Source organism: Mycolicibacterium sarraceniae (assembly GCF_010731875.1).
GTDB lineage: Bacteria > Actinomycetota > Actinomycetes > Mycobacteriales > Mycobacteriaceae > Mycobacterium > Mycobacterium sarraceniae.
This window is the reverse complement of the sequence record NZ_AP022595.1, coordinates 3159519-3172110: the sequence shown is the minus strand read 5'-3', so window position 1 is coordinate 3172110 and position 12592 is coordinate 3159519. Positions and strand designations below refer to the sequence as shown.

13 protein-coding genes and 2 pseudogenes are annotated in these 12592 nt (G+C 67.2%); 6 read left to right on the top strand and 9 right to left on the bottom strand.

The annotated features are described in order from the left end of the window. Nucleotides 1–3 precede the first annotated feature (3 nt). From G6N13_RS15775 to G6N13_RS15765, 3 genes are all read right to left on the bottom strand, one after another. Entirely contained in the window at nt 4–360 is a 357-nt protein-coding gene (locus G6N13_RS15775) for a PDGLE domain-containing protein (RefSeq protein WP_163698455.1), read from the bottom strand. Beyond that, entirely contained in the window at nt 357–1040 is a 684-nt protein-coding gene (locus G6N13_RS15770) for an energy-coupling factor ABC transporter permease (RefSeq protein ID WP_407663933.1), read from the bottom strand. The genes G6N13_RS15775 and G6N13_RS15770 overlap by 4 nt, the downstream gene beginning before the upstream one ends. 128 nt (nt 1041–1168) lie before the next feature. Further along, nucleotides 1169–1501: an ArsR/SmtB family transcription factor gene (locus G6N13_RS15765; RefSeq protein ID WP_163698451.1), complete on the bottom strand. Its 333-nt coding sequence runs from the start codon at nt 1499–1501 to the stop codon at nt 1169–1171. A 79-nt stretch (nt 1502–1580) separates the two neighbouring features. Here G6N13_RS15765 and G6N13_RS15760 point away from each other — a divergent pair, with 79 nt between their 5' ends. Next, entirely contained in the window at nt 1581–2306 is a 726-nt protein-coding gene (locus G6N13_RS15760; protein WP_163698449.1) for a zf-HC2 domain-containing protein, read from the top strand. Nucleotides 2307–2316: 10 nt separating this feature from the next. Here the strand turns inward: G6N13_RS15760 and G6N13_RS15755 are convergent, their stop codons facing one another. Then, on the bottom strand, nt 2317–2976 hold the full coding sequence (locus G6N13_RS15755) for a DUF5134 domain-containing protein (RefSeq protein ID WP_163698447.1): 660 nt from the start codon (nt 2974–2976) through the stop codon (nt 2317–2319). A gap of 106 nt (nt 2977–3082) precedes the next feature. On the opposite strand from G6N13_RS15755, the gene G6N13_RS15750 reads away from it, so the two are divergent. Further along, on the top strand, nt 3083–4993 hold the full coding sequence (locus G6N13_RS15750) for a cytochrome c oxidase assembly protein (protein WP_163698444.1): 1911 nt from the start codon (nt 3083–3085) through the stop codon (nt 4991–4993). 74 nt (nt 4994–5067) lie between these two features. Here the strand turns inward: G6N13_RS15750 and G6N13_RS15745 are convergent. The 3 genes and pseudogenes from G6N13_RS15745 to G6N13_RS15735 form a co-directional block, all read right to left on the bottom strand. Then, nucleotides 5068–5300, bottom strand: a pseudogene (locus tag G6N13_RS15745) (hypothetical protein); the annotation flags it as partial. A gap of 36 nt (nt 5301–5336) precedes the next feature. Next, a pseudogene (locus G6N13_RS15740) lies at nt 5337–5541 on the bottom strand (SDR family NAD(P)-dependent oxidoreductase); the annotation flags it as partial. A gap of 115 nt (nt 5542–5656) precedes the next feature. Beyond that, nucleotides 5657–6283 carry a TetR/AcrR family transcriptional regulator gene (locus G6N13_RS15735; RefSeq protein ID WP_163698440.1) on the bottom strand — a complete coding sequence of 209 codons (627 nt, stop codon included), beginning with the start codon at nt 6281–6283 and terminating at the stop codon, nt 5657–5659. A gap of 66 nt (nt 6284–6349) precedes the next feature. On the opposite strand from G6N13_RS15735, the gene G6N13_RS15730 reads away from it, so the two are divergent. Both G6N13_RS15730 and G6N13_RS15725 read left to right on the top strand, forming a co-directional pair. Continuing rightward, complete coding sequence (locus tag G6N13_RS15730; protein WP_163698438.1) at nt 6350–7375, top strand: Rieske 2Fe-2S domain-containing protein; 1026 nt, start codon at nt 6350–6352, stop codon at nt 7373–7375. Between the two features lie 86 nt (nt 7376–7461). Then, on the top strand, nt 7462–8490 hold the full coding sequence (locus G6N13_RS15725; RefSeq protein ID WP_235678086.1) for an NAD(P)H-dependent amine dehydrogenase family protein: 1029 nt from the start codon (nt 7462–7464) through the stop codon (nt 8488–8490). Between the two features lie 6 nt (nt 8491–8496). On the opposite strand, the gene G6N13_RS15720 is transcribed toward G6N13_RS15725, so the two are convergent. Both G6N13_RS15720 and G6N13_RS15715 read right to left on the bottom strand, forming a co-directional pair. Further along, complete coding sequence (locus G6N13_RS15720) at nt 8497–8715, bottom strand: heavy-metal-associated domain-containing protein (protein WP_163698433.1); 219 nt, start codon at nt 8713–8715, stop codon at nt 8497–8499. A gap of 19 nt (nt 8716–8734) precedes the next feature. Then, a complete protein-coding gene (locus G6N13_RS15715; RefSeq protein ID WP_407663932.1) occupies nt 8735–10903 on the bottom strand; it encodes a heavy metal translocating P-type ATPase in 2169 nt (722 codons plus the stop codon). Nucleotides 10904–11118: 215 nt separating this feature from the next. Between G6N13_RS15715 and sigC the strand changes: the two genes are divergently transcribed. After that, entirely contained in the window at nt 11119–11670 is a 552-nt protein-coding gene (sigC, locus tag G6N13_RS15710; protein ID WP_163698429.1) for an RNA polymerase sigma factor SigC, read from the top strand. 104 nt (nt 11671–11774) lie between these two features. After that, complete coding sequence (locus tag G6N13_RS15705; RefSeq protein ID WP_163698427.1) at nt 11775–12530, top strand: ABC transporter permease; 756 nt, start codon at nt 11775–11777, stop codon at nt 12528–12530. Nucleotides 12531–12592: the final 62 nt, after the last annotated feature.

Below are 12592 nucleotides of genomic sequence, written 5' to 3'. Positions count from 1 at the left end.
GCGTCAGCCCTTGGTACGGCGAGTGCGCGCGATCAGCCAGAACGCCCCGAAGGCGATGGCTAGCACGACGACCGCGCCGATGATGCCGGCCAGCCCGCTGGTGGCGGGGTGGCCCAGGATTGTGTAGTCGGCCAGCGGCGACACCGACATGACGTGCTCGGTCGCGTGTTGGGCGATGCAGCTGCCGGTCAACTGTTCACCATGCTCGGTTTCGACGACCCGGCAGCCCTGCAGCGTGGCCGAGTCCAGACCATCCGGGCTCGAGCTGGCGAAGTAGGACACCACGCCGGCGATCAGCAGAATGGCGGCCCCGAAGGCCACCCAGAACTGCCAGTGCCGAGCGACTCCCGCGGCGTTCATCCGGCCACCGCCGCGCGCTCACGATCGCGGCGCAGCAGATACACGAGGTCGGGGCGCGACCGGGCGACCGCCATCACCGTCACTGCGGTGATCAAGCCCTCCCCGATACCGATGAGCACATGGGTGCCCAGCATGTAGGTTGCCACCGTTGTCAGCGATGTCGGCGCGGCGCCGCCGATCGCATATTCGACGACGAATCCCATTGAGGCACAAACTGTTCCGATTAACGCAGCGAGGAAGCCGACGACTCCGAGCGCAGGTACCGATCCAGGACGGCGGCGGCGCACGAGTCCGTAGAGCACCAGCGCCGCCGAGTAACCGGCAGCAACACCGATGACGGCCATATTGGTGATGTTCATCCCGAGCGCGGTCACTCCGCCGTCGGCGAACAGCAGCGACTGCACCACCAGCACGATCGTGATGCAGAGCACGCCGGTGTAGGGACCAACCAGGATCGCGGCGAGCGCGCCGCCCAGCAGGTGACCGCTGACCCCCGGCAGGATCGGGAAGTTGATCATCTGGACCGCGAAGATGAAGGCCGCGACCAGGCCGGCCAACGGGACCGTGCGCTCGTCGAGCTCGGTTCGCGCCCGCCAGCCGCAGAACGCCACGACGGCGATGGCCAGGATCCCGAAAACCACCGAGGTGGATGCGTTGACCAGACCGTCACTCATGTGCATGGCCGTGATCTGGACGCTCAAGCGTGCCTCCTCGCGATGCGACCGGGAATTCCCGGTCCCGCTTCGGAAGCCTAGGCGGCCCACCCGATACCTGTCTACCTGTACAGATATTCGAATGACCAACCAGCTCATTCGGTATGCGCCGCGCCGATCCAGTGCAGGAGGTCGTGCACAGTGTGATCCTCGAGGCGATAGCTGGCCTGCCGGCCGACCCGCGTCGAGGTGACCCAGCCCTGTTGGCGCAGCACCCGCAGCGCTTGGGACACGGCGTTTTCCGACCTGCCGATGGCCGCTGCGAGATCACCCACGCAGATGCCGGGCGCCCGATGCAGCCCGAGCAGGATCTCCAGCCGGTGCGGGTCCGACAACAGGTCGAAGCGCTGGGTCCAGCTGTGGATGTCGACATCGGCCAGCGCGGACGAGGCGCGCTCGACCTTGACCTCGTCTCCTGGCCCATCCATGCCTAGGAATCTAGCCCAGGAACGACATTGCGCCGGAGATGCGGGAACGATCCGGGCCGGATAGACGACTATTGACAACGTGGACTGCCCTGTCGCCCGGGAGGCGTTGTCAGCCCGGATCGACGGCGAACGTGAACCCGTTCCCGCCGCCCGGGTCGACGAGCATGTCGCCGGCTGCGCGGACTGCCGCGCCTGGTACGCCCAGGCCGTCGAGCAGACTCAGCAGCTGCGGCGACTGGCCGGGCGATCCCAGGTGGCGGCCGTCGCCGCCAGCGACCGGGCCGCGATGTCCCGCACGCCCCGCCCGCTCCCCTCGATCAGCACCTGCCTGCGCGCGACTCTGGCGCTGACCGGGCTGGTGCAGATGGGGCTGGCCATAGCCCAGGCCGCTGGCGTCAACGTCGGGACGTCGGCTGCCGCGCATCACATGATGATGGGCGGGCACCTGCTCAACGAGTCGACGGCATGGTCGGCGGCGCTGGGCGTGATCATGGTCGTCGCGGCGGTGCGCCCGGCCGTGGCGGCCGGCCTGGCCGGAGTGCTCTCGGTGTTCACCGCGATCCTCACCGGATATGTGGTCAGCGACGCTTTGACGGGCGCGGTGGGCCTCGACCGGATCCTGTCGCATCTGCCGGTGCTGGCCGGGACGGTCCTCGCGCTGATCGTCTGGCGCAGCGCTCGCCCGTCGGGGCCCGAACCGCGCTCTGATGCCGCGCCGGTCACCGCGGACGTGGTGCTGCCCGACAAGGCCTCTCGCGGGCGTCGGCGCGGGCACCTCTACCCCACCGACGGCTCCGCCGCCTGATCTTGACGCGCTACAGCATCACGCCGAACATGATCGCCATACCGGCGGCCATCATCGACTGGCACAGGGCTCCCAGCGGCACGCCGGCACCCGGGGTGCGGCTCATCCGCACGGTCAGGTACCGATAGAGCCAATACACCGTGGCGACCGCGAAACCGATGGTGCACAACCAGTTCAGCGCATCGATGTAGGGCGGATAGCCACCCCCGGACGCGGTCACCGCGGTGTCCGACCCCGACATGTCCATGCCCGGCATGGTCATCCCGGCATGCCCCGAGTGCCCGGTCTGCGCCGGGGTGGCGTCACCGACGTAGGACGCTTGACCCGGCAGCAGGCGCCCGTTCATCACCGCGTACATCCACGCCATCGCCAGCATCATCAGCGCGTGATAAGCACCGGCGACCCGGTGACCGGCCCCGAGCGGGCTCACCGTCACACCGATGAACCAGCCCGTCGCGAGCAGAAAGAACACCATCGGCGCGACGGTGGGCAGGGCGGCACCCGATGGCCACGCCATCACCGCCATCGCCACCGCCATCACCACGTGCAGCAATTGACTGACGACGGCGGCGGGTCGCCGATCCCCCGCGGCGAGCGCATACCCGCACTCCGCGGCGCTCAGGACGAACAGGATGGTGACGAACCATCGCAGCGCGAGATCTCCGATCACCGGTGAGTTCCTCCGTTCGGCCGGCCTGAGCATTGGTCGATCCGTCGCACCAGAAAGTTCCCACCACGGCGATTCCACTACGACGGCCAGTCCTAGACTGGCCGCGATGGAGTCGACGCAGGCAGGCGCCCGGCCGGCGGGTCGGTGGATCTTCGTCGGCTACCTGAGCATGGTTGCCGCACTGATCGGCTATGCCCTCGTCACCGGTGAGCGCCGCTTCACCGTCACCGGTGACTCCTACCCCGGCAGCGTCACCAGCGTCGCCGAGGTAATCGGCTATTTCACCGCGACGCTGGCCGCCGCGATCTGCCTGGGCGCGCTGGTCTTCGTCGTCATCACCGCTGAGCCCGACGAACGTGGCACGCTCGATGCCACCTCGTTCCGGGTCCACCTGTTGGCCGAACGCCTGGCGCCGCTCTGGCTGGTGACGGCGCTGGCGATGGTGCTCATCCAGTCGGCTAACGCCGCTGGGGTCCCGATTTCCCGGCTCATCGGTGGCGGCGGCATCGGAAGCGCGCTCGGCGCATCGGAAATGGCTCGCGGATGGATCGTCGTCGCGGCGATGGGCACGGTGGTCACCGTCGTGGTGCGCCTGACGGTGCGCTGGGTGTGGCATGCCGTACTGGTGATTCCGGCCTTCGTCGGGGTGATCGCGCTGCCCGTGAGTGGCAATGCCGGCCAGGGCCCCGACCACGACTATGCGACCAGTGCCGTCATCGTGTTCGCACTGGCACTGGCGGTACTGGTCGGTGTGAAGGTCAGCGCCGTCATCGCCCCGCCGAAAGCTGAACTGCGCCGGCGGGTTCTGCTGGTCGAGATTGCTGCCGGCGCGGTGGCGCTGGGATATGGCGCCCTGCTGCTGGTGCTGCTGGCCACCCCGGGCGGGCTGACCGGCTCCGATTACAGCCGGCTTGGGCTACTGGCCGGGGCGGCTCTGCTGCTCAGCATGCTCGGCGCGCGGCACCCGCGGACCGGTGCGCTGGCCGCGATGGTGGCGGTCGCCGCCATCTCGGCCATGGCCGTTCAGACCGCGCCGCGGCTGCTGACCCACCAGTTCACCGCATGGGATGTCTTCCTGGGCTATCAGCTACCCGACCCCCCGAATGTGCTTCGCCTGCTGACCGTCTGGCGCTTCGATACCCTGCTCGGAGTGGCGGCCGCGGCGCTGGCGGTGGCCTACGTGATCGCAGTGCTGCGGCTACGTCGGCGCGGCGACAGCTGGCCGCCAGGGCGGCTGGTGGCGTGGCTGTTCGGCTGTGCGGCCTTGGTGTTCACCACCGGGTCAGGTGTACGCGCCTACGGGTCGGCGATGTTCAGCGTGCATATGGGTGAACATATGACGCTGAACATGTTCATCCCGGTGTTCCTGGTGCTCGGCGCGCCGATCACGCTGGCGCTGCGGGCCCTTCCCGTCGCCGGCACCGGTCACCCACCCGGCCCGCGGGAATGGCTACTGTGGCTGGTGCATTCGCCCGTATCGCGGTTCTTATCCCATCCCGCAACGGCTTTCGTGCTATTCGTCGGCTCATTGTATGCCGTGTACTTCACCCCATTGTTCGACACACTCGTGCGCTACCACTGGGGTCACGAGTTCATGAGCCTGCACTTCCTGATCACCGGATACCTGTTCTTCTGGGGCATCATCGGCATCGACCCCGGGCCGAAGCGTCTGCCGTTCATCGGCCGCCTGGGCCTGCTGTTCGCGGTGATGCCGTTCCATGCGTTCTTCGGCATCGCGACGATGACGATGACTTCGATCCTCGGCGGCACGTTCTACCGGAGCCTGCACCTCCCGTGGCTGAGCAACCTCAACGACGACCAACATCTGGGCGGGGCGCTGGCGTGGGGGTCCAGCGAGCTACCGATCATCGTGGTGGTCGTGGCGCTGGTGGTGCAGTGGGCGCGACAGGACCGCCGTGCCGCCGTGCGCTCGGACCGGCACGCCGACGCACACTACGACGACGACCACGACGCGTATAACGCGATGCTGGCCGAGCTGGCCAAGAACCGGCGCTAATCGCTCACTGGATCGGTTCTTCGCCTAATACCCTGGTGCGCAACATCAATCGGCCGGAGTCATCCGCATATCCGCATGTCGGCCGCCATCGCCACCATGATGAGCGAATAGATCAGGTACAGCAGGTTTGTCGCGTCCTGCGGCAGCTCGTCCAGCGAGAACGTGTCGCAATACTCGATGGCCTCTTCCAGCCGCGGGAAAAGGCATTGTAGAACTGCTCCATCTCGGCCATGCTGCTGTTCACCCGCTGGTCCCACCGCTGCGTCTCGGTGGGCAGAGACCACAGTGGGGCGAACTCCTTGAGCACACCAGCCGCCGTAGATCAGGATCTCGATATCGGGGAAGAATCTGGCATCGCGAGACGGTCGGTCACGTCGGCCCCGACTCCGAACGCGGTCACACCCTGTGCGCGCAGATAGTCGGCCACCGTTGGCCGCAGCCTCATTGAGGTCGAGGACGGCGACCTTGTGGCCGCACCGGCCGAGCTCGTGGCACGCCGCCGCGCCCATGCCCGAACCCCCGGCGGTGACCACTGCTACCTGACTCATTCCGACCACCTCCTCGTTACTCATAGACGATCCCAACGGTCTTCGTCGTGGGCATCGCCTGACAGGTCAGCACCAAGCCTCGGGCGCAACACCCAAGACCTTTGTCAGACGCGCCCTAGGTCGAGCCCTCGTTGAGGTAGGCGGCGATGGCGTTGGTCAAGCCTTCGCGGGCCTCGTCGAGATCGGCATAGCTGCCAAGTTGCTTCTCGGACACCAGGCCACGCATCGCGCCGGGGATGAACGCCGCGACGTGGTGAACGCGCACCGGGTTGACGTGCAGGTCGGCGAAGGCCTTCTGGCACGTCTCATTCCAGCTCTGGCCCCAGGATCGCAGCTCGGCGGCGGTGGCGGGATAGAGACGATCCAGGTCGTCGGGGTTACGAGGCAATGCGGCGCGCAGGTTCTCGATGGCACGGGAGTCCGGAGCGTCCAGCCCGCTGAAGAGGGTGTCCACGATCCCGGCGACCCGCGCGCGCAGCGGGGCACCGCTGTCGGTGCTGGCGAACAGACCGGCACGGCGCTCGGCGGTGTGGTGCAGTACCGCCGCCCAGAACCCGTCCGCATCGCCGAACTGGTATTGCACTGTCCCCCACGTGACGCCGATCTGCTTGGCGATCCGGTTGGCCGAGACGGCAGCCGGGTCACCAGTCGCCAGCGCCTCGACGGCACCATTGAGCATCGCCTCGCGCGTGGCCATGCCCCGCCGATTCGACGTTCTACGTGCACTGTCCGGCTCTGCCATCGCTGTAGCTTAAGCGATTTCGCGCTTTCATTGACACTACTATGACGATTTCATAGGCTCCACGACATGGCGAAGCCACCGCTCTCGATGAAGCCGACCGGCTGGTTCCAGGTGGCGTGGTCCGACGAGATCGGCATCGGCGACGTCCACACGATGAAGTACTTCGGCCACGAGCTGATCGCCTGGCGTACCGAGTCGGGCACCATCACCGTGATGAACGCCTACTGCGAACATCTGGGCGCTCACCTGGGCTTCGGCGGGCACGTCGAAGGTGACGTGCTGCAATGCCCGTTTCACGGCTGGCAGTGGGACACCGAGGGTCGCAACGTCTGCATCCCCTACGACAAGCGACCCAACCGGGGCAGGCGCATCAAGACCTATCCGACGGTGGAACGCAACGAGTCGGTCTACCTCTGGTACGACGACAACGGACGCGAGCCGTTCTTCGAGGCTCCCGACGTCTTCGCCTCGTTCGGCGATGACAGCACCGTGGCGGACTATTACCCGCAACGCCGGCTGTTCGAGCGGGGCCACGAGATGCACCCGCAGTACGTGCTGGAAAACGGCGTGGACTTCGCCCATTTCAAGTATGTGCACCACACGCCGATCAACCCGATCTTCACCCGCCACGACTTCGACGAACCGGTGTCCTATGTCGACTTCACGATCACCTTCGAAGGTGATGACCAGCAGATCATCGACGACGTCCAAAGCGGCGTCGAGGCGATCAACGGCGGCTTGGGAATCGCCGTCACCAAGAGCTGGGGCATGGTCGACAACCGCACGATCTCGTGCATCACGCCGGTCGACGACTACACCTCCGATGTCCGATTCATGGTCTACATCGGCCGTACCCCGGGCAAGGACACCGAGCGCGCCGCCGCCAAGGCCGCTGACTTCGGCAACGAGGTCATCCGCCAGTTCCGCCAGGACATCTACATCTGGTCGCACCAGCGCTACTCGGATCCGCCCGCTCTGACCGGCGATGAGCACTCCGGCTTCACGGCAATTCGCCAGTGGGCCAAGCAGTTTTATCCCGACGGCATCGGCGGCAGCGCCGCCGAAGTGTATGCCGCATTAGAGAGAGGCTGACACCCCCGGTGCGCACCAACAAAGCTGGCAACAACAGCAAGCCGATCCGCGTCTTCCAGGTCGCCACCGGCAATGTCGGCTCGGAGATGATCAAGCGCATCGCAACCCGGCCTGATCTGGAACTGATTGGTGTGCACTGCTATTCACCCGAGAAGGTGGGCAAGGACGCCGGCGAGCTGGCTGGCCTGGCCCCCAACGGGGTGATCGCCACCGGCACCATCGAAGAGATCATCGCCGCCAAACCCGATGTCCTCACCTTTCACGGGGTGTTCCCCGACGAGGATCTCTACGTGCAGATCCTCGAAGCCGGTATCAACATCGTCACCACCGCGGACTGGATCACCGGCTGGCACCGCGATAAGAACCACCCGCACTCGTCGGGCAAGAAGGTCAGCGAGCTGCTGGCCGAGGCCTGCGAGAAGGGCGGTTCCACGTTCTACGGCACGGGGATGAACCCGGGCCTCAACCAGATCCTGGGCGTGGTGTGTTCGGCAGACGTGGCCGATATCGAGAACATCACCACCATCGAATCCGTCGATGTGTCCTGCCATCACAGCAAAGACACTTGGATCGAGGTGGGTTACGGTCTGCCCGTTAATGATCCGAGCATCCCGGGAAAGCTGGAGAAATACACGCGCGTCTTCGCCGACAGCGTCTACATGATGGCCGACTGTTTCGACATCAAGCTCGACGAGGTCACCTTCAGCTACGAACTCGGTGCGTGCACCGAAGACGTCGACCTGGGGTGGTATGTGCTACCGAAGGGATCGTTGGGCGGCAACTACATCAAGTACCAGGGCATGGTGAACGGTGTGCCGCGGGTCGAGACGCACCTGGAGTGGCAGATGACACCGCACACCAGCCCGAGCTGGCGCATCAAGGGTTGCTACATCACCCAGGTCAAGGGCGACCCGTGCGTTTACAACAAGCACATGATCTTCCCGAAACCCGATGTGGACCTGTCGGATCCGGCGAACTTCGCCTCGATCGGCATGACGGTCACCGGGATGCCGGCACTGTCGGCCATCGCATCGGTGGTCGCCGCACCGCCCGGACTGCTGACGAGTGCCGACCTGCCGCTACGTGGATTCGCGGGGCGTTTCGTCGACGGGTGAGCCCACTCAGCTCACGACGATGTAGTCACCCTCATCGGCGAGGGCGGCCCGAACCTGCTCGGTGGTGAGATGTGCGGCGGTGTCGACTCGGACGGCCGAGGCACCCTCGGCGTCAAGGTCCACCTCGACCGCGCCGACCCCGGGCAGTTCGGTCAGCGCGCCGCTGACCACCCGCACGCAGCTCTGGCAGTGCAGGCCGGTGACCATGAATGTCTGCTGTGACATGCGCTGTTCCTTTCGGTGACTAGCGAGCGCCGAAGTTGCGCAGCCGCAAGCTGTTCGAGACGACGAAGAACGACGAGAACGCCATCGCCGCGCCGGCGATGAGCGGGTTGAGCAGCCCGGCCGCGGCGATCGGGATAGCCGCCACGTTGTAGCCGAATGCCCAGAACAGATTGACCCGGATCGTGCGCATGGTGGCCTTGGCCAAGTCGAGAGCTTGCGGGACGATGTCGAGATCGTCGCGCACCAGGATGATGTCGGCGGCGCCGATCGCCACATCGGTGCCGCGTCCGATCGCCAGCCCGAGATCCGCCGACGCCAGCGCGGGCCCGTCGTTGATGCCGTCGCCGACCATCGCGACCACCCGACCCTGCTCGCGCAGCTGCTCGATGACGTCGACCTTGCCTTCGGGAAGCACCTCGGCGATAACTTCGTCGATACCGACCTGCCCAGCCACCGAACCCGCCGCCGCGGCGTTGTCACCGGTCAGCAGCACGGTGCGCAGACCCCTGCGATGCAGGGCCGCCACTGCGTCGGCCGCGGACTCCTTGACCGCGTCGGCGACTGCGATCACCCCACACACCTGACCGTCGACCGTGACGAAAACGACTGTTTCACCTCGGGATTCACCGGTACGCCGGGCCGCATGCAGACGCTCGGCCACCTCGGCCTGTTCGGCGGCCCACGATGGCCGGCCGACCACCACCGTGCGCCCCGATACCGTGCCGGTGACACCCCGCCCCGCATGGGAACGGAAGTCATCCACCGGGCGACGCTCGTCGGTGGCAGTCGAAATAGCTACGGCAACAGCATGTTCGGAGGCCATCTCGACGGCGGCGGCCAGCGCCAGGACCTCGGCGGGCTGCCAGCCGTCGGCGACGGTCACTTCGGTGACCGCCAGATGTCCGGTTGTCAGGGTGCCGGTCTTGTCGAACACCACGGTGTCCACCGCGCGGATCGCGTCCAGCGCGCGGTAGCCCTTGAGGAAGATGCCCAGCTGCGCGCCGCGCCCGGAGGCCACCATCATCGCCGTCGGGGTGGCCAGCCCCAGTGCGCACGGACAGGCAATCACCAGCACGGCCAGCGCGGCGGCGAACACCCGGTCGGCGTCCGCTCCGGCCAGCAGCCACCCGACCGCGGTGAGCGCAGCGATGCCGAACACCGCGGGCACGAAGACTCCGGCGATCCGGTCGGCCAGTCGTTGGGCGTCGGCCTTCTGCGCTTGCGCTTCTTCGACCAGGCGCACCATTCCGGCGAACTGGGTGTCGGCCCCCACCGCAGCGGCCTCGACGATCAGCCGGCCGTCGAGCACCACTGTCCCGCCGATCACCGGGCCGCCGGGGTGAGCGCGCGACGGTTTGGCTTCACCGGTCATCGCACTCATATCGATGGCGGCGCTGCCCTCGACCACCAGACCGTCGGCGGCGATGGTCTCCCCGGGCCGCACGACGAAGCGCTGTTGCTCCTTGAGTTCATCGGCGGGCAGCACCATCTCGCTGCCGTCGGCCAGCAACACCGACACGTTTTTGGCACTCAGCGCCGCCAACGCCCGCAGCGCGCTCCCCGCACGCGATTTGGCCCTGGCCTCGAAGTACCGGCCGGCCAGGATGAACACGGTGACGCCGGCAGCGACCTCCAGGTAGATGGCGTCGCTGCCCAGCAGCGCCTCCCGGATGCCGTGCACCTGCCGGTCGTGGTGATCGAAGAAGATCGTGTACAGCGACCACAGGGTGGCCGCGGTGACCCCGACCGAGATCAGCGTCTCCATGGACGCGGTACCGTGCCGCGCGTTGCGCAGGGCCACCCGGTGGAATGGCCACGCCGCCCAGGTGACGATCGGTGCCGCGAGCGCGGTCAGCAGCCACTCCCAGCCGGTGAACCGGGTGCTGGGGACGACGGCGAACATCACTGACAGATCGGCGAGCGGCACGAACAGCACCGCCGCGATCGCCAGCCGCAGCAGCAGGTTGCGGGCCTGCCGGTCGTCGGGGTCCACCGCATCGGCGAGCGATGCCGAGCGGGGCGCCGCGTCGTAGCCGGCCTTGCGGATCACCGCGCACAAGTCTTCGGCGGGAAGCGACTCGGGGGCATCGACACTGGCCACGCGGGTGGCGAAGTTGACCGAGGCGCGGACGCCGTCGAGCTTGTTGAGCTTGGTCTCCACCCGTGCCGCGCAGGCCGCGCAGGACATTCCCGCGACGTCGAGTTCGACGCGGTGCGAGACGCCCGGCGCGTTCGGGTCGGTCGAACCGCCCACGACCGATGCGGTCATCGCCCTCCTTGGCTGAGTTGAGTGCCCGACCGATAGTCGGCCGAAGGGGCCATCGGGTTCCCGGCCACCCAAAATACGCTGGGACCCAGACCTGCGGATGTGCTGGATCCGCTGATCCCCTAGTCTCACTGAACGTGAGCGAACGCGACGACGACCAGGTGACCGTGCTCGCCCTGGCCGCCGGTCGGGGCGATTCCGCCGCGCTCAACGCGTTCATCAAGGCCACGCAGCGCGATGTCTGGCGGACCGTCGCCTTTCTCGGTGATCCCGGTCACGCCGACGACCTCACGCAGGAGACCTTCCTGCGCGCTCTGAGCGCAATCCCCCGGTTCTCGGGGCGTTCGTCGGCCCGTACCTGGCTGATGTCCATCGCCCGCCGCGTGGTCATCGACCAGATCCGCCGCAATCGGGCCCGCCCGCGCACCGCGTCGGCCATCGACATGGATCAGTTCCTCGACACCCGGCCCAGCGCGGCACGGTTCGAGGACATCATCGAGATCAGGATGCTGCTCGACGGACTCGACAGCGACCGTCGCGACGCCCTGATGCTGACCCAGGTACTCGGGCTGTCTTACGCCGAAGCCGCCGAGGTGTGCGGGTGCCCGGTCGGCACGATCCGCTCCCGCGTGGCGCGGGCTCGCGAGGACCTCATCAGCGCTGCCCGTCGCGACGATCAGGTGGGCTAAGCGAGCGGGCCGAGGTCGACTGTAAGAGTCCTGCTCGTCGAGGACGGGACGGTTACGTAGGCCGCGGTGCCTGTGTTCCTCGACGGTGTTGCCGCACTGAACCGATGACATCCGCGGTGCTGGGACCGACACTGGTCGTGGTCTGCGCCGTGATGGCGCTGCTCGCCGCGCTCGTCTACCGACTGAGCGGCCTGGGCTCCTGGTGGGTGGTACCCAGCGCGACGATGCGAGCGGTGGCGCAACTGGCGGCGGTGGCAGCGGTCTTGACAGCCGCGATGGCGCGGCTGTGGTCGTCCCTGATGATTCTGGTGGTGATGTTCACCGTCGCCGCCGTGACGGCGGCACGGCGTAGCAGGGCCGCTGAGGGCTCGTCGTGGTTGGCGGCGCCGTTGGCTGTCGGCCTGGCGTCAGTACTGCCGCTGCTTCTGGCCACCGGACTCGTTCCCATCGCAGGCATTGCGCTGGTCCCCATCACCGGAATCCTGTTGGGCGGCACGATGACCGCGGTCGCGGTGGCAGCCCGGCGCGCACTGGATGCGCTGAGCACCCGCGCCGGCGAGGTGGAGGCCGCGTTGAGCCTGGGTTACCTGGAGCGAGATGCGCGGCTGCTCGTCATTGCGCCCACGGCCCCGGACGCGTTGTTGCCCAACGTCGATCAGGCACGAACCGCTGGACTGGTCACCTTGCCCGGCGCCTTCGTCGGTGTGCTGCTGAGTACCGGCTCCGCAGCGCAGGCCGGTGCCGTCCAGATTCTGGTACTGGTCGGGTTGCTGTTGTCACAGGCCTGCGGGGTCGCCTTGACGATCGAACTCGCCGCACGTGGCCGCTTCGCCAGACGGGGCCCGGCACCAACGCACTGACGCACGCCCACACCATCTACGGGTTCGGCGCTCGTGACTGCCCGGCAGGCCGCCTAGCCACA

What these genes read in the sequence shown, in the direction of transcription:
- G6N13_RS15775 (WP_163698455.1), bottom strand. Translation starts at nt 360, where the DNA reads ATGAACGCCGCGGGAGTCGCTCGGCACTGGCAGTTCTGGGTGGCCTTC.
- G6N13_RS15770 (WP_407663933.1), bottom strand. Translation starts at nt 1,040, where the DNA reads ATGCACATGAGTGACGGTCTGGTCAACGCATCCACCTCGGTGGTTTTC.
- G6N13_RS15765 (WP_163698451.1), bottom strand. Translation starts at nt 1,501, where the DNA reads ATGGATGGGCCAGGAGACGAGGTCAAGGTCGAGCGCGCCTCGTCCGCG.
- G6N13_RS15750 (WP_163698444.1), top strand. Translation starts at nt 3,083, where the DNA reads ATGGAGTCGACGCAGGCAGGCGCCCGGCCGGCGGGTCGGTGGATCTTC.
- G6N13_RS15735 (WP_163698440.1), bottom strand. Translation starts at nt 6,283, where the DNA reads ATGGCAGAGCCGGACAGTGCACGTAGAACGTCGAATCGGCGGGGCATG.
- G6N13_RS15730 (WP_163698438.1), top strand. Translation starts at nt 6,350, where the DNA reads ATGGCGAAGCCACCGCTCTCGATGAAGCCGACCGGCTGGTTCCAGGTG.
- G6N13_RS15725 (WP_235678086.1), top strand. Translation starts at nt 7,462, where the DNA reads ATGATCAAGCGCATCGCAACCCGGCCTGATCTGGAACTGATTGGTGTG.
- G6N13_RS15720 (WP_163698433.1), bottom strand. Translation starts at nt 8,715, where the DNA reads ATGTCACAGCAGACATTCATGGTCACCGGCCTGCACTGCCAGAGCTGC.
- G6N13_RS15715 (WP_407663932.1), bottom strand. Translation starts at nt 10,903, where the DNA reads ATGTCCTGCGCGGCCTGCGCGGCACGGGTGGAGACCAAGCTCAACAAG.
- G6N13_RS15705 (WP_163698427.1), top strand. Translation starts at nt 11,775, where the DNA reads ATGACATCCGCGGTGCTGGGACCGACACTGGTCGTGGTCTGCGCCGTG.